Origin of the sequence: Planomonospora sp. ID82291 (assembly GCF_015711645.1) — a bacterium.
Classification (GTDB): Bacteria; Actinomycetota; Actinomycetes; order Streptosporangiales; family Streptosporangiaceae; genus Planomonospora.
In genome coordinates, this window is sequence record NZ_JABTEX010000002.1 from 259,845 (window position 1) to 280,222 (window position 20,378).

Annotated in this window: 16 protein-coding genes; 8 read left to right on the forward strand and 8 right to left on the reverse strand. The window is 73.8% G+C overall.

The genetic code is table 11. The features are described from left to right. The first annotated feature begins 80 nt into the window (after window positions 1–80). A complete protein-coding gene (metG, locus tag HS045_RS12145) occupies window positions 81–1,859 on the forward strand; it encodes a methionine--tRNA ligase (protein WP_196451382.1) in 1,779 nt (592 codons plus the stop codon). Between the two features lie 104 nt (window positions 1,860–1,963). Here metG and HS045_RS12150 read toward each other — a convergent pair whose 3' ends face one another. After that, the gene (locus HS045_RS12150) at window positions 1,964–2,572 is read right to left on the reverse strand and encodes a TetR/AcrR family transcriptional regulator (RefSeq protein WP_196451384.1); all 609 of its coding nucleotides are present in this window, start codon (window positions 2,570–2,572) and stop codon (window positions 1,964–1,966) included. 133 nt (window positions 2,573–2,705) lie between these two features. On the opposite strand from HS045_RS12150, the gene HS045_RS12155 reads away from it, so the two are divergent. Together HS045_RS12155 and HS045_RS12160 are read left to right on the forward strand one after the other, a co-directional pair. Beyond that, window positions 2,706–3,608, forward strand: a complete 903-nt coding sequence (locus tag HS045_RS12155) for an SDR family oxidoreductase (RefSeq protein WP_196451386.1) — start codon at window positions 2,706–2,708, stop codon at window positions 3,606–3,608. A 40-nt stretch (window positions 3,609–3,648) separates the two neighbouring features. Then, window positions 3,649–4,494 (forward strand): TatD family hydrolase, encoded by an 846-nt coding sequence (locus HS045_RS12160; protein WP_196452739.1) that lies wholly within the window; start codon window positions 3,649–3,651, stop codon window positions 4,492–4,494. Window positions 4,495–4,657: 163 nt separating this feature from the next. Here HS045_RS12160 and HS045_RS12165 read toward each other — a convergent pair whose 3' ends face one another. Continuing rightward, complete coding sequence (locus tag HS045_RS12165) at window positions 4,658–6,133, reverse strand: hypothetical protein (protein ID WP_196451388.1); 1,476 nt, start codon at window positions 6,131–6,133, stop codon at window positions 4,658–4,660. Then, window positions 6,130–7,989 carry a serine/threonine-protein kinase gene (locus HS045_RS34475; RefSeq protein ID WP_307827484.1) on the reverse strand — a complete coding sequence of 620 codons (1,860 nt, stop codon included), beginning with the start codon at window positions 7,987–7,989 and terminating at the stop codon, window positions 6,130–6,132. The genes HS045_RS12165 and HS045_RS34475 overlap by 4 nt, the downstream gene beginning before the upstream one ends. A 240-nt stretch (window positions 7,990–8,229) precedes the next feature. Here HS045_RS34475 and rsmA point away from each other — a divergent pair, with 240 nt between their 5' ends. From rsmA to HS045_RS12185, 3 genes are all read left to right on the forward strand, one after another. Next, entirely contained in the window at window positions 8,230–9,075 is an 846-nt protein-coding gene (rsmA, locus tag HS045_RS12175; RefSeq protein WP_196451389.1) for a 16S rRNA (adenine(1518)-N(6)/adenine(1519)-N(6))-dimethyltransferase RsmA, read from the forward strand. Window positions 9,076–9,155: 80 nt separating this feature from the next. After that, window positions 9,156–10,091 carry a 4-(cytidine 5'-diphospho)-2-C-methyl-D-erythritol kinase gene (locus tag HS045_RS12180; protein WP_374191377.1) on the forward strand — a complete coding sequence of 312 codons (936 nt, stop codon included), beginning with the start codon at window positions 9,156–9,158 and terminating at the stop codon, window positions 10,089–10,091. Between the two features lie 157 nt (window positions 10,092–10,248). Further along, window positions 10,249–12,063: an ABC-F family ATP-binding cassette domain-containing protein gene (locus HS045_RS12185; RefSeq protein WP_196451390.1), complete on the forward strand. Its 1,815-nt coding sequence runs from the start codon at window positions 10,249–10,251 to the stop codon at window positions 12,061–12,063. Between the two features lie 54 nt (window positions 12,064–12,117). Here the strand turns inward: HS045_RS12185 and HS045_RS12190 are convergent, their stop codons facing one another. Next, window positions 12,118–12,648, reverse strand: a complete 531-nt coding sequence (locus HS045_RS12190) for a MarR family winged helix-turn-helix transcriptional regulator (RefSeq protein WP_196451391.1) — start codon at window positions 12,646–12,648, stop codon at window positions 12,118–12,120. 57 nt (window positions 12,649–12,705) lie between these two features. Between HS045_RS12190 and HS045_RS12195 the strand changes: the two genes are divergently transcribed. Together HS045_RS12195 and HS045_RS12200 are read left to right on the forward strand one after the other, a co-directional pair. Then, window positions 12,706–13,485 (forward strand): trans-aconitate 2-methyltransferase, encoded by a 780-nt coding sequence (locus tag HS045_RS12195; RefSeq protein ID WP_230884007.1) that lies wholly within the window; start codon window positions 12,706–12,708, stop codon window positions 13,483–13,485. A 65-nt stretch (window positions 13,486–13,550) separates the two neighbouring features. Beyond that, window positions 13,551–15,023 carry a CYTH and CHAD domain-containing protein gene (locus tag HS045_RS12200; protein ID WP_230884154.1) on the forward strand — a complete coding sequence of 491 codons (1,473 nt, stop codon included), beginning with the start codon at window positions 13,551–13,553 and terminating at the stop codon, window positions 15,021–15,023. A 133-nt stretch (window positions 15,024–15,156) separates the two neighbouring features. Here HS045_RS12200 and HS045_RS12205 read toward each other — a convergent pair whose 3' ends face one another. The 4 genes from HS045_RS12205 to HS045_RS12220 all read right to left on the reverse strand — a co-directional run bounded on the left by HS045_RS12205 (window position 15,157) and on the right by HS045_RS12220 (window position 20,361). After that, entirely contained in the window at window positions 15,157–16,044 is an 888-nt protein-coding gene (locus HS045_RS12205) for an NUDIX hydrolase (RefSeq protein ID WP_230884008.1), read from the reverse strand. After that, window positions 16,037–18,100 carry an RNA degradosome polyphosphate kinase gene (locus HS045_RS12210; protein WP_196451393.1) on the reverse strand — a complete coding sequence of 688 codons (2,064 nt, stop codon included), beginning with the start codon at window positions 18,098–18,100 and terminating at the stop codon, window positions 16,037–16,039. The genes HS045_RS12205 and HS045_RS12210 overlap by 8 nt, the downstream gene beginning before the upstream one ends. A gap of 85 nt (window positions 18,101–18,185) precedes the next feature. Beyond that, a complete protein-coding gene (locus HS045_RS12215; protein ID WP_374191378.1) occupies window positions 18,186–19,205 on the reverse strand; it encodes a TetR family transcriptional regulator in 1,020 nt (339 codons plus the stop codon). Between the two features lie 214 nt (window positions 19,206–19,419). Beyond that, window positions 19,420–20,361, reverse strand: coding sequence for a fatty acid desaturase (locus HS045_RS12220; protein ID WP_196451394.1), 942 nt, complete (start codon window positions 20,359–20,361; stop codon window positions 19,420–19,422). Between the last annotated feature and the right edge of the window lie 17 nt (window positions 20,362–20,378).

Sequence of the window (20,378 nt, forward strand, 5' to 3'; positions counted from 1 at the left end):
CGGTACGGCGTGACCCGCCGGCCGGGCGCCGCCGCCCGGCCGGGCGGAAGATTCACACGACAGGCTCTAGGCTTGGAGACATGTCCCAGCACATCCTGACCGCGGTCGCCTGGCCCTACGCCAACGGCCCCCGCCACATCGGGCACGTCTCCGGATTCGGCGTGCCGTCCGACGTCTTCAGCCGCTACCAGCGGATGGCGGGCAACAAGGTCCTCATGGTGAGCGGGACCGACGAGCACGGCACGCCCATCCAGGTCCAGGCCGACAAGGAGGGCCTGGGCGTCCGCGAGGTCGCCGACCGCTACAACCGGCTGATCGCCGAGGACCTCACGGCCCTGGGGCTGTCCTACGACCTGTTCACCCGGACCACCACGGCCAACCACTACGCGGTGGCGCAGGAGATCTTCCGCGGCCTGCACGCCAACGGCTACATCTTCCCCAAGACCACGATGGGGGCGATCTCGCCGTCCACCGGCCGCACCCTGCCCGACCGCTACATCGAGGGCACCTGCCCGATCTGCTCCTACGACGGGGCCCGCGGCGACCAGTGCGACAACTGCGGCAACCAGCTCGACCCGATCGAGCTGATCAACCCGGTCAGCCGGATCAACGGCGAGACGCCGGTCTTCGTGGAGACCGAGCACTTCATGCTCGACCTGCCCGCCTTCGCCGAGGTGCTCGGCACCTGGCTGCAGTCCAAGCAGGGCGAGTGGCGGCCGAACGTGCTGAAGTTCTCCCTCAACCTCCTCGGCGACCTGCAGCCGCGCGCGATCACCCGCGACCTCGACTGGGGTGTGCCGATCCCGCTGGAGGGCTGGAGCGACCAGGCCAACAAGCGGCTCTACGTCTGGTTCGACGCCGTCATCGGCTACCTGAGCGCCTCCATCGAGTGGGCCCGCCGCTCCGGCGACCCGGAGGCCTGGCGGCAGTGGTGGCAGAACCCCGAGGCCCGCGGCTACTACTTCATGGGCAAGGACAACATCGTCTTCCACTCGGAGATCTGGCCCGCCCTGCTGCTCGGCTACAACGGCCAGGGCGCGCGCGGCGGGCAGCCGGGCTCGCTCGGCGCGCTGAACCTGCCCTCCGAGGTCGTCTCCAGCGAGTTCCTGACCATGGAGGGGCGCAAGTTCTCCTCCTCCCGCCAGGTCGTCATCTACGTCCGCGACTTCCTGGCCCGCTACGACGCCGACGCGCTGCGCTACTACATCGCGGTGGCCGGGCCGGAGAACCAGGACACCGACTTCACCTGGTCGGAGTTCCTCAACCGGAACAACGGCGAGCTGGTGGCGGCCTGGGGCAACCTGGTCAACCGCTCGATCTCCATGGCCGCCAAGAACGTCGGGGTCGTCCCGGAGGCGGGCGAGCTCACCGACGCCGACCGCGCCCTGCTGGCCAGGTCCCGCGCGGCCTTCGGCCCGGTGGGCGCGGAGCTGAACCGCTCCCGGTTCAAGAACGCGGCCAACGAGGCGTTCGACGTCGTCCGCGACGCGAACAGGTACCTCGCGGAGCAGGAGCCGTGGAAGATCAAGGACGACCCCGAGCGGGTCAAGTCCATCCTGCACGTCGCCCTGCAGGTCGTCGACGACGCCAAGACGCTGCTGACCCCGTTCCTGCCCACCTCCTCCAACAAGATCTACGAGATGCTCGGCGGCACCGGCGTCTGGTCGGGCATGCCGGAGATGCAGGAGGTCGACGAGGAGGGCCGGAGCTACCCGGTCATCACCGGGTCCTACGAGGGCGCCGCCCGCTGGGAGTCCGTCCCCATCCGGCCCGGCACCCCGCTGGCCCCGCCGACCCCGCTGTTCCGCAAGCTCGACCCGAAGATCGTCGATGAGGAGCTCGCCCGCCTGGGCGAGTAGCCGCGCCCGCGGGTCTCCCCCCGCCGGTTTCCGTGGAGCCGCCCGGACCGCCCGAGGTCCGGGCGGCTCGTGCGTCTTCCCGGAGGCCGGCGAGGGCCCGGCGTTCAGGGACGCGGGCGCAGGCCGTTCAGGGCGGTCTCGACGACGCGGTCGGCGTATTCGGGGGTGAGCGGCCCGCCGCGCTGCATCCACCGGTTGAGCAGCGGTCCCCACACCATCTCGACGGCCACGTCGAGGTCGAGGTCCTCCGCCAGTTGCCCGGCCCGCTGGGCGCTGCGCAGCCGCGCCTTCTTGAGCTCTCGCATCGGCCCGTCCAGCCGTTCGGCGTAGGCGGCGGCCAGCTCCGGGTCGTGCGTGATCTCGGTGGTCAGGGCGCGCATCGGCTCGTCGTAGCGCGGGTCGTTCAGCTCCGCGACGGTGGCGCGCAGGACCGTCTTCAGGTCGGCCTCCAGGTCCCCGGTGTCGGGCAGGGCGGGCTCACCGCCCGCTCCCTCGCTGAGCATGAGGAAGGCGTCGAAGAGCACCGCGCCCTTGGAGGGCCACCAGCGGTAGATCGTCTGCTTGCCGACGCCGGCCCGGGCGGCGATGCCCTCGATGCTCAGTTTGGTGTACCCGACCTCGCCCACCAGGCCGAACGCGGCGGTGAGGATGGCCCGCCGGGAGGCCTCACTGCGGCGGGCGGCGTTGGCGGAGGTCGTGCGCCGCATCGTCATGCGGTCCAATCTAACAAATAGCTAGACGAGACGGACCGTCTTGACAGGGTGTCGACGGGACCGTACGGTCGTCTTCAACAAGACGAGACGGATCGTCTCGAACTGAACGGACGCCGAACGAACGGAGCCGCACATGCGCACCCCGGATGCCGCCGCGAACGCCGCGTCGGACGCCGCCGCCCCCCGCCCCGTGCGCACCTGGTTCATCACGGGCGCCAGCCGCGGCCTGGGCCGTGCGTTCGCCCAGGCCGCGCTGGAACGCGGCGACCAGGTGGCCGCCGCCGCCCGCACCGTCACGCCGCAGGACTTCGGCGGCCGGTACGGTGACCGGCTGCTGGCCCTCCCCCTGGACGTGACCGACCGGGCCGCGGTGTTCGCCGCCGTGGACACCGCCGCCGAGCACTTCGGCCGGCTGGACATCGTGGTGAACAACGCCGGAACCCTGTCCTCCGGGATGGTGGAGGAGTTCACCGAGGCCGAGGCCCGCGCCCAGTTCGAGGTCAACCTCTTCGGGGCGATGTGGGTCTGCCAGGCCGCGCTGCCGCACCTGCGCGGGCAGGGCTCCGGCCACATCCTGCAGATCTCCAGCATCGCCGCCCTCGGCGGCTTCCCGACGACCGGGATGTACAGCGCGAGCAAGTTCGCGCTGGAGGGCATGAGCGAGGCGCTGGCGATGGAGGCCGCGGCCTTCGGCGTCAAGGTGACCATCGTGCAGCCCGGCGGCTACTGGACCGACCTGTACACCACCGGCCTGGCCGTGACCGCGCCCCTGGAACCGTACGGTCCGCTCCGCGCCGAGATGGAGCGGCAGTGGGCGGAGAACTCGATCGACAGCGAGCCGCGCCTGGCCGCCGAGGCGGTGCTGAAGCTGGTCGACAGTGAGGACCCGCCGCTGCGGCTGCTGCTCGGCAGCATGGTCTACGATCTGGCCTTCGACATCTCCCGGCGGCGGATGGACACCTGGTCCGGCTGGGAGGAGGTCAGCCGCGCCGCCGAGCACGCCGTACCCGCCCCCGGGACCCTCCGGGAGCCGTGACGGCCGATCTCCAGGCGGTAGGTTGGGCGGCGTGACCACGATGCCCGCCGCGCCGGAGCCGTTGACCGGCGAAGTGTTCGACAGCCACTGCCACCTCGACATCATGGTGGGCAACCGCCAGGCGTCCTCCGGGGATCCGGTCGCCCAGGCCGCGCAGGCGGCCGAGGCGAGCGTGGAGCGGATCGTCGAGGAGGCGCGCGCGGTCGGGGTGACCCGGCTGATCACGGTCGGCTACGACCTCGCCTCGTCCCGGTGGAACGCCGACGTCGCCCGGCTGCACCGCGACGTCTACGCCGGGGTGGCGATCCACCCCAACGAGGCGCACGCCTCGACCCCGGAGGTCCTCGCGGAGATCGAGGAGCTCGCCGGGGAGCCGCAGGTCAGGGCCGTCGGCGAGACCGGCCTCGACTACTACCGCGACTGGGCGTCCAGGGACGACCAGCACGCCAGCTTCCGGGCGCACATCGAGATCGCCAAGCGGACCGGCAAGGCCCTGGTGATCCACGACCGGGAGGCCCACGACGACGTGCTCCGGGTGCTCGCCGAGGCGGGCGCGCCCGACGTCGTGGTCTTCCACAGCTACTCCGGCGACGCGGAGATGGCGAAGCGGTGCGCGGACGCCGGCTACTTCATGTCCTTCTCCGGACCGGTGACCTACAAGAACGCCGGCTACCTCCGGGAGGCCGCGGTGGTGGCCCCGGCGGAGCTGATCCTGGTCGAGACCGACGCGCCCTACCTCCCGCCCGTCCCGCACCGGGGCAAGCCGAACGCGCCCTACCTCATCCCGCTGATCGTGCGCTGCCTGGCCGAGGTCAAGGGGATGGGGGCGGACGAGCTCGCCGCCGCCGTCAGCGCGAACGGGGAGAGGGCCTTCGGCGCCTGGTGACGGTCGCCGCGCCCGGCGGTCCGACGCGTCCGGCGGTCCGACGCGTCCGGACCGGTCGGGGTGCTCGGCCGGGGTGCTCGGCCGGGGTCCTCTGCCGGGGTGCGGAGGACCCCGATCCTCGGCCGGGGTGCCGAGGATCCCGGCCGGACGACGCCCGCGGGCCTCAGCCCGCCGCCGCGCCGAAGTCGACGGAGGCGCCGCCGGTGACGGCGGGGATCCGGCCCGCGCCGGGGGAGAGCAGGGTGAACGCCCCGTCGTTGCGGCCCAGCAGCGCCACGGCTCCGGACGGACCGTGGTCCGGGGCGCCCGCGACCAGCTTGTTCCCGCCGGCCGCCAGCGACCAGCCCAGGCGTCCGCCCGGCTCGGTCCCGTGCACCGTCCGGGCGCGGGCGGGGTCGGCGAGCGGGACCAGGTGGACGCCGCCCCGCTGGTCCGGTCCGTCGAACGGCGCGCCCACGGCCAGCCGTACGTCCCCGCCGGCGGCGAACGCCAGCGCGGAGCCGTACCCGCCGCCGGGGGAGCCCTCCGCGCCCCGGCTGAGCACGGGGCCCGGCGTGACCTCCGCGGTGCCGGAGGCCTGGAAGAGCTGGACCAGGCCGGAGTCCTTCACCGGTCCGCCGTCGCCGAGCGGGGCGCCCACCGCCAGGTAGGACGTGTCGCCCTGCTCGGTGTAGGCGAGGGCGTAGCCGAACCGGTCGCCCGCGTCGGCGTTCAGGATCTCGCGCAGGTCCCACTTCCTGGAGAGCTGCGCGTCGGGCCTGGCCCGCACGTCGAACAGGACGGTCACCGCGCCCGAGTCGGGCTTCCCCCCGCCGTCCTGCACGCCCTGCCCGTCGTCGTTCTCGTACGGCAGGCCGACCACGAGGTCGGGCTCCCCGGCGCTCCCGCCCAGCCTGCCGATCTCCACGGCCCAGCCGAACATGTCCCCGGCCTCGCCGTTGCCGGTGACCCCGTCGGTGTTCTGGGAGAGCCGCCGGCCGGTGCCGAGCGCGGGCGCCTCGAACAGGTAGACCGCCCCGGAGTCGACCACCTGATCGGCGTCCTCGTGCGGGGCTCCGACCGCGACCAGGGGGCCGCGCCCGGCCAGGGACCAGCCGAAGTGGGCGTCGGCCTCCGGCGCCGGGGCGACCAGGCGGACGGGCCTGCGCCGCCCCCCGCCGTACACCGCGTAGACCGCGCCCGCGTCCCGCACGCCCGCCACGTCCGTGTACGGCGCGCCGACGAGCAGGTCGGCGCAGCGGTCGCCGTCGAGGTGGACCCGCCTGACCGACCAGCCGAACCCGTCGCCCGCGGCGGGGGAGGAGGCGGGGGAGGAGGCGGTCACGATCGTCGCCTCCCCGCCCTGCCCGGCCACGCCCGACAGCACGTGCACGGCCCCGGCGCCCTCGATCCTCCCGGAGCCCTCGGGGCCCTCGACGTCCGCCAGCGGGTCGCCGACCACGGCGTCGTCCACCCCGTCGCCGTCGATGTCGCCGTCGATGTCGCCGTCGGAGGCTCCGCCGGGGTCCTCCGTGCCGGTGCCGGTGCCGGTGCCGGTGCAGGCGGACGCGGAGAGGGGGGCCGCGGGGGCCGGGAGCGGGGGGAGGGCCGGGAGCGCGGGGAGCGCCAGCGCGGCGACGAGGGCGGTCAGGAGCCTCACGACACTCTCACCTCGATGTTCTTGCCGCCCTCGATCCCGGGGCCGGTGAGCTTGAACGGTTTGCGGGGCGGCGGCAGGTCGTAGACGAGGACCCCGTCCGCCCTGCCGCCGGGTGCCAGGACGGCCGGCGGCCCGGACGAGACCGGGGCGGGGGTGTGCGTGGAGCCGCGGTCGTCCACCAGGACGAGCGGGGCCCGGCTCACCCGGACCTCCGTGCCGCCGGTGTTGAGCAGGGTCCAGCGGATCACGCAGAACCGCCCGCGGACCGGGGTGGCCCCCCGGTAGGAGGTCAGGTTGCAGGAGGGCGCGATGGGCACGATCAGCTGCGGGTCGCCGAAGGCGGCGCCGAGCGCGATCCGGCGGCCCACGTCGCTGCCCGCGGCGGAGGCCGACGGCGTCGCCGGGCTCGGGCCCCCGCCGATGGCGTTCGCCAGCACGGCCCCGGTGAGGGCCAGCGCGGCGACCAGGGCCAGTCCGGCGAGCACCCACCGCCACCGGGGCGTCCTGCCGGACCGGCCGGAGGGCTCCGCGGGGATCACCGGACCCACCGGTACCGCGGAGGGGGCGGGAACCGCCGGGGAGGCGGGCGAGAAGACGGCTCCCGAGGCGGCGGCCGGTCCCGGGGACGGGGAGGACGCGGCCGGGACGGGGCCGGGAGCCGGGGAGGGCGCGGCGGCGGGACCGGTGGGCGTCCGGGGGCCGCCGGGGGCGGCGGACGCGGTGCGCGCCGGAGGGGCCGCGGAGGCGCCCGGAGGCGTGGCGGACCCCAGGGGCGGGAGGTCGGCCGGGATCCGGAGGTCGAGGACGTCGAGGGTCAGCGTGGCGTCCGACTCGACGTTCGGCGGGGCCTGCCACGACTCGGCCAGCGCGTCGGCGGCGATCAGCGTGGGCGGGTCCGCCGGAGCGGCCGCCGCGGGGGCCCCCGGCGCTGCGGAGGACGCTCCGGGGGACGCTGCGGGCCCTGTGGGAGACGCTGTGGGGGACGCCGTGGAGGGCCCTGCGGCGGGTGCCGCGGGGGTGGGGAGCGCGATGCCGCCGCCGCCCACCAGGGCGATCAGCAGGTCCTGGGCGGTCGGGCGCTGGGCGGGGTCCATCGAGGTGGCCACCCGGGCCAGGTCGTTCAGCGGGGCGGGGAGCGCGCCCAGGTCGGGCGGGCCGTTGAGCAGCCGGGAGGCCATGGTGATCATGTTCCCTCGGCCGTAGGGATGGCGGCCGTTCCCGGCGTAGGCGACCAGGCAGCCCCAGGCGAAGACGTCGGCCGCCGGGGTGATCTCCTGGCCGCGTACCTGCTCCGGAGCCCACCAGCCGGGACTGCCGAGCACCTCGCCGGACTTGGTGAAGCCGGAGGTGGAGTCCAGCGCGCGGGCGATGCCGAAGTCGATCACCCGGGGCCCGGACAGCGACAGGATCACGTTGGCCGGTTTGAGGTCCCGGTGGACCAGTCCGGCGACGTGGATCGCGGCCAGCGCGGCGGCCACGCCGAGGGCGACGCCGTGCAGCGGGCCCGGTTCGAGCGCGCCGTACTGGAAGATCTGCCGGGACAGGGGGGTGCCCGCGATGTACTCGGTCACCATGTACGGCCGGCCGTCGTCGGCGTTGCCGTTGTCGAGCACCTGGGCGGTGCAGAACGAGGCCACCCGCCGGGCGTTCTCCACCTCCGCGTGGAACCGGGCGGCGAACCCCTCCTCGATCGCGAACTCGGCCTTGACCACCTTGACCGCGACCGCCCGCCCGGTCGGCGCCTGCGCCAGGTAGACGGTCCCCATGCCGCCCTCGCCGAGGCGCCCGAGCAGGCGGTACGGCCCGATCCGCGCGGGATCGCCGGTGTGGAGCGGCTCGGCGCCGGGCTGGTTCACGACCACCTCATCTAAAAGATCATCATCCCGCGAACCCTCGAATGAGCCCTCGAAGGCCGTCCCCCGGGGGACAACGGTATCCACAGGCGGGCCTTCCGTGTCCAGGATGCGTCTTCGCACGGCATTCGATGCGCGAGACTTGTCGGATGGCATGGGGAGAGGGAAAGTGATCGGACGCGGACGAGACCGCAGGCACGGCGGGGTGCGCACCTGCGCCGCGCCCGGGGGCGGGGATCGAGCATGAGCCTGCTGGGCCCGGTGGAGATACGTGATCTGGCACGCCGGCTGGACATCCGCCCCACGAAGAAGCTCGGCCAGAACTTCGTGATCGACGCCGGCACGGTGCGCCGGATCGTCCGGACCGCGGAGCTGCGCCCCGACGACGTGGTGATCGAGGTCGGCCCCGGCCTGGGCTCGCTCACGCTGGCCCTGCTGCCGGAGGTCCGCTCGGTGGTCGCGGTGGAGATCGACCCGGTCCTCGCCGCGCAGCTCCCGGCGACCGTCGCCGAGCACGCCCCCGGGCTGGCCGACCGGCTCACGGTGGTGCTCGCCGACGCCATGCGCGTCCTGCCGGAGGAGCTGCCGGAGGAGAGGCCGACCGCGCTGGTGGCCAACCTGCCCTACAACGTCTCCGTGCCGGTGGTGCTGCACCTGCTGGAGGTCCTGCCCTCGCTCCGCAACGTCCTGATCATGGTGCAGTCGGAGGTGGCCGACCGGCTGGCGGCCGCGCCGGGTTCGAAGGTCTACGGGATCCCCTCGGTCAAGGCGGCGTGGTACGCCGCCGTCCGCCGCGCCGGTCCGGTCGGCCGCACGGTCTTCTGGCCCGTGCCCAACGTGGACTCCGGGCTGGTGGCGATGACCCGCCGACGGCCCCCGGCGACCGGGGCGAGCCGCGAGGAGGTCTTCGCCGTCGTGGACGCCGCCTTCGCGCAGCGCCGCAAGACCCTCCGCGCGGCCCTGGCCTCCTGGGCGGGTACGGCCGCCGCCGCCGAGAGCGCGCTGCGCGCCGCGGGGATCGACCCCTCGCGGCGGGGGGAGCAGCTCACGGTGGACGACTTCGCCCGGATCGCGGAGAACCGCGTATAGCGTGAGCGGAGAGCCGCCTATGGCAGGGTTCGCGGTGCTCCGGCGTGAGCGGGGCGGTGACCCCGTTACCATCGGTGACCATGCATGAGCAAGAGCCGGTGGGGGGCGCCGCCATGAACTCCGTGACCGTGCGCGTCCCCGCCAAGGTCAACCTGCAGCTCGCGGTCGGGCCGCTCCGGGACGACGGTTACCACGACCTGGTCAACGTCTTCCACGCGGTCTCGCTCTTCGACGAGGTGACGGCCGCCGCGGAGACCGGGATGCGCGTCCGGGTCGAGGGCGCGTCCGCCGACCAGGTGCCCGAGGACGACGACAACCTCGCCATCCGGGCCGCCGCCGCGCTGGCCCGGCACGCGGGCCGGCCGTACGGCGTGAGCCTGGCCATCCGCAAGGCGATCCCGGTGGCCGGCGGCATGGCCGGGGGCAGCGCCGACGCCGCCGCCGCGCTGGTCGCCTGCAACGAGCTGTGGGGTCTCGGCCTGCCGCTGGAGGACCTGATGGAGATCGCCGCCGACATCGGCAGCGACGTGCCGTTCGCGCTGCTCGGCGGCAGCGCCGTCGGCACCGGCCGGGGCGAGCGGCTGACCCCGCTGGAGGCGGCCGGGCCGTTCCACTGGGTGTTCGCGCTGGCCGACGGCGGCCTGTCCACGGCGACGGTCTACGCCGAGTGCGACCGCATCCGGGCGGAGGAGGGCCTGCCGGTCGCCGAGCCCCGGGCCGCGGAGGCGCTGCTGGCCGCGCTCCGCGAGGGCGACGCCGAGGCGCTCGGCGCCGAGTTGACCAACGACCTGCAGCCGGCCGCCCTGCGGCTGCGCCCCTCCCTGGCCGCCACCCTGGACGCCGGGCGCGGGCACGGCGCCCTCGGCGCGCTCGTCTCCGGCTCCGGGCCGACCTGCGCCTTCCTCGCCGCCTCCGCGGCGCACGCCGGGGAGCTGGCCGGGGCGCTGCGGGCCGCGGACGTGGCCCGCGAGGTCCTGACCGCCCACGGCCCCGTCCCGGGCCCCACCGTCAGGTAGCCGTCGTACACGGCCCCGTCCCGCTCCGGGCGGGGCCCGTCCGTCGTGCAGGGCCCCGCCCGGAGCGGGGCGGGAGGCGACGATCGGGGCCGCCCGGCCGGGGCCGCGACGCGGAGGAGCCGGAGCCCCGCACCGCCTCGGATACCCTGGTGCCACGATGAATCTGGTCAACCTTGAGTCGGTCTCCCACTCCTACGGTCCCAAGCCGCTGCTGAAGGACGTCTCCCTCGGCATCGAGGCGGGCGACCGCATCGGCGTGGTGGGCCGCAACGGCGGCGGCAAGACGACGCTGATCTCGGTGATCGCCGGGCGCCTGAAGCCCAACGAGGGCCGGGTCACGCACAACCGGGGCCTGCACGTCGGCACCCTGTCGCAGGGCGACGACCTCGATCCCGCGCGCTCGGTGGCCGAGATCGTCCTCGGCGACCGGCCGGAGCACGAGTGGGCGGGCGACGCGGGCATCCGCGAGATCCTCGCCAACCTGCTCGGCGACCTCGACCTGACCGCCCCGGCGCGGAGCCTGTCCGGCGGTGAGCGGCGCCGTACGGCCCTGGCCCGGCTCCTCATCGAGGAGCACGACCTGATCATCCTGGACGAGCCCACCAACCACCTGGACATCGAGGCCATCGACTGGCTGGCCAGGCACCTGTCCGCCCGGCGGACCGCGCTGGTGGTCGTCACCCACGACCGGTGGTTCCTCGACGCGGTCTCCACCCGGACGTGGGAGGTCGTCGACGGCGCGGTCGAGCGCTACGAGGGCGGGTACGCCGCCTACGTGCTGGCCAAGGCCGAGCGCGCCCGCATCGCCGCGGCCTCCGAGGCCCGGCGGCAGAACCTCATGCGCAAGGAGATCGCCTGGCTGCGCCGCGGCCCGCCCGCGCGCACCTCCAAGCCCAAGTTCCGCATCGACGCGGCCCAGGCGCTGATCGCCGACGAGCCGCCGCCGCGGGAGAGCGTCGAGCTGGTGAAGTTCGCCGCCGCCCGGCTGGGCCGTACGGTCTACGACCTGGAGGACGTGACCCTGCACGCGGGCGGTCCCGGCCAGGGCCCGCTGGTGCTCGACCGCTGCACCTGGCAGTTCGGCCCCGGCGACCGGATCGGCCTGATCGGGGTGAACGGCTCGGGCAAGTCCTCGCTGCTGCGGCTGCTGTCCGGCACCGTCCAGCCCGACTCCGGCACGGTCGTGCGCGGCCGGACGGTACGGCTGGCGCACCTGTCGCAGGAGCTGGGCGAGCTCGACCCGTCCCGCCGGGTGCTGGAGACCGTCGAGGAGATCCGCAAGTTCGTCCAGGTCGGCAAGAAGGAGTGGACGGCCTCGGCGCTGCTGGAGCGCCTCGGCTTCAAGGGCGAGGCGCAGTGGAAGGTCGTCGGCGACCTGTCGGGCGGCGAGCGCCGCCGCCTGCAGCTGCTCCGGCTGCTCATGGACGACCCGAACGTGCTGCTGCTCGACGAGCCGACCAACGACCTCGACATCGAGACGCTGAACGAGCTGGAGGACCTGCTCGACGGCTGGCCCGGCACACTGATCCTGGTCAGCCACGACCGCTACTTCCTGGAGCGGGTCGCCGACCGCTGCGTGGCGCTGCTGGGCGACGGGAGGCTGTCGCTGCTCCCCGGCGGCGTGGACGAGTACCTCCAGCGGCGCGCCTCGGGCGCGGCCCTGTCGGCGCGCGCGGCGTCGGGCTCCGGCGCGGCCCTCTCGGGTGCCGCCGCGTCCGCCGCCCCGGTCGCGCAGGCGGGGCCGGGCCTGTCGGCGAAGGAGGAGCGCGAGCTGCGCAAGGAGCTCTCCCGGCTGGAGCGCCAGCTCGACAAGCTGGCCGGCCGCGAGGCGACGCTGCACGACTCCATGGCCGCCGCCGCCGCCGACTACGGTCGCCTGGCCGAGCTGGACGCGGAGCTCAAGGCGGTCCGGGCCGAGAAGGACGAGATCGAGACCGCGTGGATGGAGTTCGCCGACCGCCTCGGCGAATGAGATTCCACCGATCGCGTTTATCCGCCGCAGGGCGGGCACAGAGAGTCCTGTGGTTCAGGGTGCTCCGGTGTCCGTGGCGTCAAAAGGGATGAGCAGCGTGCGCAGCAGGCCCGCGAGGGTCTGCTGCTCATGCTGTCCGAGGCCGGCCAGCAGTTCGTGCTCGCGGCGGAGCAGATCGGCGAAGGCGCCGTCCACGCGCGTGCGGCCCGCGTCGGTCAGCGAGACCAGGACGCCGCGCCGGTCCTCGGGGTCGGGGCGGCGGGTGACGAGGCCGGCGGCGGCGAGGCGGTCGATCCGGTTGGTCATGGTCCCGGAGGTGACGAGGGTCGCGCGCAGCAGGGCCCCCGGGCTCATCTCGTACGGCTCGCCGGCCCGGCGCAGGGCGGTGAGCACGTCGAACTCCCAGATCTCCAGGTCGTGTCCGGCGAACGACGCCCGGCGGGCCCGGTCGAGGTGGCGTGCCAGCCGGGAGACGCGGCTGAGCACCTGGAGCGGTTCCACGTCGAGGTCGGGACGTTCCTGCCGCCAGGCGGCGACCAGGCGGTCGACTTCGTCCTCGGTCCTGTCCGGGTGGTGCGGGGTCATGACGGGGAGTCTATCTGTCTTGACATCGAGATATCTAACTTGGTATCGATCATCTTGATGTCGAGAGATATGTGGGACCCCGAGGTCTACGCCCGCTACGCCGAGGAGCGGGCGCGCCCCTTCCGCGACCTGGTCGCCCGGATCGGCGCACAGCGTCCAGGGTACGTCGTCGATGCGGGCTGCGGCACCGGCGAGCTCACCGCGGAGCTGGCGCGGCGCTGGCCGGAGGCCGAGGTGCACGGCTTCGACGCCTCGCCCGCGATGATCGAGCGGGCCCCGGCCGGCGACCGGCTGGCCTTCTCCGTCGGCGATGTCGCCGACTGGCGTCCCGGGCGGCCGGTGGACGTGATCGTGTGCAACGCGGTCCTGCAGTGGGTGCCGGACCACCCGGAGCTGCTGACCCGCTGGGTCGAGGCCCTCGCCCCCGGCGGGTGGCTCGCCTTCCAGGTCCCCGGCAACTTCCACGCGCCCAGCCACGAGGCGGTCCGCGAGGTGGTCCGGGTCAAGTGGTTCGAGTGGCTCGGCGACCTGGTCCGGCCCGACCCGGTGGGCGGTCCCGCCGACTACCTGGACCTGCTCGCCGGGCCGGGTCGCGAGGTGGACGCCTGGGAGACCACCTACCTGCACGTCCTGCCGGGCCGGAACGCCGTCCTGGGGTGGGTCGCGGGCACGGCCCTGCGCCCCATGCTCGACCGCCTGCCCGAGGCCGAGCACGAGGAGTTCCTCGCCGACTGCGGGATCCTGCTGGACGAGGTCTATCCCCGCCGGCCGTACGGCACGCCCTTCCCCTTCCGGCGCGTCTTCGCCGTGGTGCACAAGGTCGCCGCCGACGAATAACGGATTATCGATAAGTCCTGCGATAACGTGGTAAATAGTCGGGCAAAAGGGGTGGGCTTGTGGCGATGGAGATCGAGGACAAGTTCGACGTCCCGGAGGGCTACGCGCTCCCCGACCTGACGGGCCTGCCCGGCTGCGACGAGATCGTCGGCCCCAAGTCCCACCGGCTGGTCGCCATCTACTTCGACACCCCCGACCTGCGGCTCGCCGCTCGCGGCATCACCCTGCGCCGCCGCAGGGGAGGGCCCGACCTCGGCTGGCACCTCAAACTGCCCAAGGCCAAGGGCGTCCGCCAGGAGGTCACCTGCCCGCTGACCCCCAGCACCAAGATCGTCCCCGCCGAGCTGGCGGGCCTCGTCCTCGCCTCCACCAGGGGCGCCCCCCTCACCCCGGTCGCCGAGCTGGACACCCGCCGTTCGGTCACCCACCTGCGCAACGGCGCGGGCGTGCGCCTGGTGGAGATCGCCGACGACCGGGTCAAGGGCACCGTGCTCGGCGACGAGCCGTACGTCGAGCGCTGGCGCGAGGTCGAGGCCGAACTGGTCGAAGGCGACGAGAGGCTCCTGCGCAAGGTCGGCAAGCGGCTCCGCAAGGCCGGGGCGAGTCCCGCCGGATCCGCCAGCAAGCTCGACCGCCTGCTGGGCGCCGCCCGCGGGATCCCCCGCCCGCAGATCGCGCGGACCGCGCCGGGCAGCGCCGGAGAGGCCGTCGTCGGCTACCTGGCCTCCCAGGTCGCCGCCCTGCTCGCCGAGGACCCCCGGGTGCGCCGGAACGAGGAGGACGCCGTCCACAAGATGCGCGTCGCCTGCCGCCGGATGCGCAGCGCCCTGAAGTCCTTCAAGGGGGTCGTCGCCGGCACCCGCCCGCTGCAGGACGAGCTGCGGTGGCTGGGCGAGGTCCTCGGCGAGGCCCGCGACCTGGAGGTCATCAGGGAGCGCTTCTCCCGCGCGCTGGACGGCCTGGACGGCGACCTGATCGTGGGTCCGGTCCGCGCCCGCCTCGGCTCCGACCTGCTCGACGACGAGCACGAGGCCCACGACCGCATCCGGGAGGCGCTCGGCGGCGAACGCTACTTCGCCCTGCTCGACGCCCTCGACGACCTCCTCGCCACGCCGGCGCTCACCAAGGGCGCCGGCCGGCCCGCCGCCTCCCTGGCCGCCGTCGCGGCCAAGGGCTGGCACCGCGTCACCCGCGCCTACGACGCCGCCCAGGAGATGGAGGACCCCGCCGCGCGGGAGACCGCCCTGCACGAGGTGCGCAAGGCCGCCAAACGGGCCCGCTACACCGCCGAGTCGCTCGGCATGACCGCGCTCGCCGAACAGGCGGAGGCCGTACAGGAGGTGCTCGGCGCCCACCAGGACGGCGTGGTGGCCCAGCGGCGGCTGGCGGACGAGGCCGCCGCCGCGCGGCAGGCCGGGGAGGACACGTTCACCTACGGCGTCCTGACCGGTCTGGAGCGGGCCCGCGCCGACCGCGCCGACGCGGACTTCCCCGCGGTGTGGCGGAAGACGGCCGAGGCCGCCGCCCGGCTCCTGTGAGCAGCCGCCCGGCCCGGCGGCCCCGGGCCGCCGCCGGCCGGTCGTCGTCCGGCCCGTCCCCGTCCGGCCGGTCGTCGTCCGGCCCGTCCCCGTCCGGCCGGTCGCCCGGGGGCCGTCGCCGATCCCGTCCGCGTCAGGCGGGATAGCGGTCCGTGGCGACGGTCCGGCCGTCCGCCCGGTGCACGACCAGGAACGCGCCCTTGTCGAGCCGTACCTCCTCCGGCCCGCCGACCAGCCCGGCGATCAGCTCCGGGAGCACCTTGCCGTGGCTGCACAGCACCGCCGGCGCACCCGACTCCAGCACCGCCGAGGCCGCGCGCAGGGTCGCGCCGGGGTCGTGGTCCCGCTCCGAGAGCAGCGGCTCGCGGCGGACCCGCAGCCCCGCCCGCGCGGCGTACGGCTCCAGGGTCTGCACGCACCGCAGGCTCGGCGAGCTGACCAGCTCCGCCGGGCGGTAGCCCGCCAGCGCGTCCGCCAGCCGCTCCGCCTGCGCCCTGCCCGTCCCGTCCAGGGGACGCAGGTCGTCGTCGCCCTCCCAGGCGTCCCGCGAGCCCGCCACCCCGTGCCGGGCGAGGACCAGCGGCACGGTCGCCAGCGGAGCCCCGGACAGCGACTGGAGCAGCTCGGCGTCCCACTCGTAGGTCAGCCGCCGCCAGGCCTCCTCCAGCGGCAGCCAGGCCACCTCGTCCACCTCGTCCGCCGCGGTGGGCTCCCCCTCGGCGACCGCCCGCGCCACCCAGTAGTCGACCCGCTTGAGCCGGCCGCCCCTCATGTAGTGGGCCGGGGGCAGCGACCGCCCCAGCACCACCGTCGCCCCGGTCTCCTCGGCCACCTCGCGCAGCGCCCCGGCGATCACGTGCTCGCCCGGCTTCAGCTTGCCCTTCGGCAGGGACCAGTCGCCGTACCTGGGCCGGTGGACGAGGGCGATCTGCGGCGCCGACTCCTCGCCCCGCCACACCACCGCCCCGGCGGCGCGGATCATGCCGCCCGGGCGGGTCCGCGCCTGAACGGACTCAGTCATCGACCGACCTCCACCGCCGCGTGCCCAGCAGGTGACTCTGCAGGTCCTCGCCCGGGTGGCGGGTCCAGGAGCCGTCCGCGTTCAGCCACCACGTCGCCGTGTCCTCCGCCGTCGCCCGGTCCAGCAGGTCGCTGAGGTACAGCCGGTGCTTCTGGCTGGTCACCTTCACCAGCGCCTCCACCCGGCGGTCCAGGTTGCGGCGCATCAGGTCGGCGCTGCCGATCCAGATCTCCGGCCTGCGGCCCTGGCCGAACTCGTAGATCCGCGAGTGCTCCAGGAACCGGCCCAGCACGCTCCTGACCCGGATGTTCTCCGACAGCCCCGGGATGCCCGGCCGCAGCGTGCAGACCCCGCGCACCCACAGGTCCACCGGGACGCCCGCCTGCGAGGCCCGGTACAGCGCGTCGATGAGCGGCTCGTCCACCAGGGAGTTGGTCTTCATCCGTATCCTGGCCGGCCGCCCCGCCTGCTGGTGGGAGATCTCCCGGTCGATCCTGGCCAGCAGACCGCCGCGCAGCGAGTGCGGGGCGACCAGCAGCCGCCGGTAGGCCGTGTGGTTGGAGTAGCCCGTCAGGTGGATGAACAGGTCCGTGACGTCCTCGCCCACCAGCGGGTCGGCGGTCAGCAGCCCCAGGTCCTCGTACAGCCGCGCCGTCTTGGGGTTGTAGTTCCCCGTGCCGATGTGGCAGTAGGTGCGCAGCTCGCCGGAGGGCTCCTGCCGGACGACCAGGGCCAGCTTGCAGTGCGTCTTCAGGCCCACCACGCCGTAGACCACGTGGCACCCGGCCCGCTCCAGCTTGCGGGCCCAGCTGATGTTGGCGTGCTCGTCGAACCGCGCCTTGATCTCCACCACCACGACGACCTGCTTGCCCGCCTCGGCCGCGTCGATGAGCGCGTCCACGATCGGCGAGTCGCCGCTGGTCCGGTAGAGCGTCTGCTTGATGGCCAGCACGCCCGGGTCGGCGGCGGCCTGCTCGATGAAGCGCTGCACGCTCGTGGCGAACGAGTCGTACGGGTGGTGCAGCAGCACGTCCCGCTCCCGCAGCACCGTGAAGATGTCGTCCTCGACGTGCACGACCTCGGCCGGCACGAACGGGCGGAAGCTCAGCTCCCCCCGGTCCAGGTCGGCGATCGTGTGCAGCCCCGTCAGGTCCAGCGGGCCGGGCAGCCGGTAGATCTCGTGCTCGGCCACGCCCAGCTCGTCGACCAGCAGGTCGAGCACCTCGGGCGTGATGGTGTCCTCCACCTCCAGCCGGACCGGCGGGCCGAACCGCCGCTTGAGCAGCTCCTTCTCCAGCGCCTGCATGAGGTTCTCGGTGACGTCCTCGTCGACGTCCAGGTCCTCGTTGCGGGTGACCCGGAAGACGTGGTGCTCGACGACCTCCATGCCCTTGAACAACTGGCCCAGGTGGGCCGCGATCACGTCCTCCAGGGGCACGAAGCGGTCCCTGGACGCCGCGACGAAGCGCGGCAGCCGGCCCGGCACCTTCACCCGGGCGAACACCGTGTGCCCGGTCGCCGGATTGCGGACGGTCACCGCGAGGTTGAGCGAGAGCCCGGAGATGTACGGGAAGGGGTGGGCGGGGTCGACGGCGAGCGGCGTCAGCACCGGCCGGATCCGTTCACGGAACAACTTGCGCATCTCGGTGCGCTCGTCGCGGGTCAGGTCGTTCCAGCGGACGATCGCGATGCCCTCGGCGGTGAGCTGGGGCCGCACCCGCTCGTGGAAGCAGGCGGCGTGGCGCTGCGCGAGGCCGTCGGCGATCGCCGCGATCCTCGCCAGCTCCTCGCGCGGCTTCAGCCCGCTCTTGGTGCGGAGCAGCAGGCCGGTTGCCATCCGGCGCTTGAGGCCGGCCACCCGGACGCGGAAGAACTCGTCCAGGTTGCTGGCGAAGATCGCCAGGAACCTGACCCTCTCCAGCAGGGGCAGGGAGGGATCCTCCGCCATCTCCAGGACACGCTGGTTGAACTGGAGCCAGCTCTCCTCGCGATTGAGGAAACGCTCTTGGGGGAGGGGGATCCCTTCCGGAGAGGGGAGTGCAGGTTCTGCGGACATATGACCAGAATGCCCGCTTTCGTTGAACGTAACGTTAACTACGGCTCAACGGACGCTGTTGCTTCTCCCGGCTTCCCCTCCCCGATCACTCCCGGGAAGGGGAAGCCCCCTGGTCAGCCTCCCTTTCGGCCGCCTTGGCCAGCCGCGTGCCTTCGGCCGCCTTGGCCAGCCGCGCGGCCTCCCGTTCGGCGGCCCGCGCCTCCCGGAGGCGGATCTTCTCCCGCTCCCGGGCCTCCCGCTCGCGGGCCTTCTCCTGCTCGCGCAGCACCCGCTCCTGCTCCTTGAGCTCCCGCTCGCGGGCCTTCTCCCGCTCCCGGGCCTCCCGCTGCCGGACCTTCTCCTGCTCCCTCGCCAGTTTCTCCGCCTCGCGCTGCTCCCGCTCGCGGATCCTCTCCAGCTCCTTGAGCTCCCGCTCGCGGGCCTTCTCCCGTTCGCGCAGCTCCTTCTCCGTCGGCCGGGGCGCCACCGGGCGGCGCTTCTCCGCCTCCCGCGAGGTCGCCGTCAGCCGAGGACGCGGATCCAGTCCCGTCAGGCCGTTCCAGGAGAGGTTGACCAGATGCGCGGCCACCTCCTCGCGCGAGGGTCGGCGCGCGTCCAGCCACCACTGCCCGGTCAGCGCCACCATGCCCACCAGCATCTGCGCGTACATCGGCGCCAGCTTCGGGTCGTAGCCGCGCTCCGCGAACTCGGCCACCATGACGTCCTCGACCTGGCTGGCGATGTCGTTGATCAGACTGGCGAACGTGCCCGTCCCCGATGCCGCGTGCGAGTCGCGCACCAGGATCCGGAACCCCTCGCTGTTCTCCTCGACGTACGCCAGCAGCGCCAGCGCCGCCCGCTCCAGCTTCACCAGCGCGTGCGAGGCCGAGAGCGCCTCCGTCACCATGCCCAGCAGCTTCTGCATCTCCCGGTCGACGACGACCGCGTAGACGCCCTCCTTGCCGCCGAAGTGCTCGTAGACCACCGGCTTGGAGACGTGGGCGCTCGCCGCGATCTCCTCCACCGAGGTGCCGTCGAACCCCTTCTCCGCGAACAGGGTGCGGCTGACCTGGATCAGCTGCTCCCTGCGCTCCTTACCGGTCATCCGCCGCCGAGGTTCGTTCACACGTACCATGATGACGCCGGCGCCCGGGGCGGCGGACGTCGTGCGGGACGGAACCACCGCGGGCGCGGCGCCGGGCAGGACCGCCAGCGCGGTCCCCGGAGCGGTTCCCCGGGCGCCCGGGGCGGGGCCGGTCACCGCCGCCGGGCCCGGAGGCACCGGCGGACCCGGGACCGCCGCCGGCACCGGGACCGCCGGAACGGCCCTCACGGGCCGGTCAGCCTCCAACGCGCTTCGCCGCCAGGCGCTCTGGCGTCGGCCAGCGGACGTCGTGGGCCCAGCCCGCCTTCTCGAACCAGCGGATCACCCCGGCGCTGAGGTCGATCTGACCCTTGAGCGCGCCGTGCCGGGCGCAGGTCGGGTCGGAGTGGTGCAGGTTGTGCCAGGACTCGCCGAAGGACGGGATGGCCAGCCACCACACGTTGCGGGACTTGTCGCGGGACTCGAACGCCTCCTCGCCGAAGACGTGGCAGATGGAGTTGATCGACCACGTCACGTGGTGCAGCAGCCCGATCCGGACCAGCGTTCCCCAGAAGAACGCCGTCGCCGCACCCCACCAGGACCAGGTCAGCAGCCCGCCCAGGACGGCCGGGGCGGCCAGGGAGGTGATCGCCAGCACCGGGAACCACCGGTGCAGCTTGATGATGTCGGGATCCTTCAGCAGATCCGGGGCGTACTTCTCCCGGTTCGTGCGGTGCGTCTCGAACAGCCAGCCCATGTGCGCCCAGAGCAGGCCCTTGGCCATCGCCCAGAACCCCGGCCCGAACCGCCACGGCGAGTGCGGGTCGCCCTCCTTGTCGGAGAACTTGTGGTGCTTGCGGTGGGTGGCCACCCAGTCGAGCACCGACATCTCCAGGGAGATGCTGCCCGCGATGCCCAGCGCCAGCTTCAGCGGGCGCTTCGCCTTGAAGGAGCCGTGCGTGAAGTAGCGGTGGAACCCGACCGTCACCCCCAGCCCGGACACCACGTAGAAGACGGCGGCGATCGCGACGTCGACCCAGCCCAGCCCCCAGCCCCAGGCGAACGGGATCGCGACGACCAGGGCGATCAGCGGGGCGGCCACGACCACGCCGAAGGTGATGAGCTCGGGGAGCGTCTTCGGCTCCGGGTCGATCTCCGGCTTGGGACCCGGCGCGGGGCGGTCGGATACGACTGTCATGCGGTACCTCATGAGAT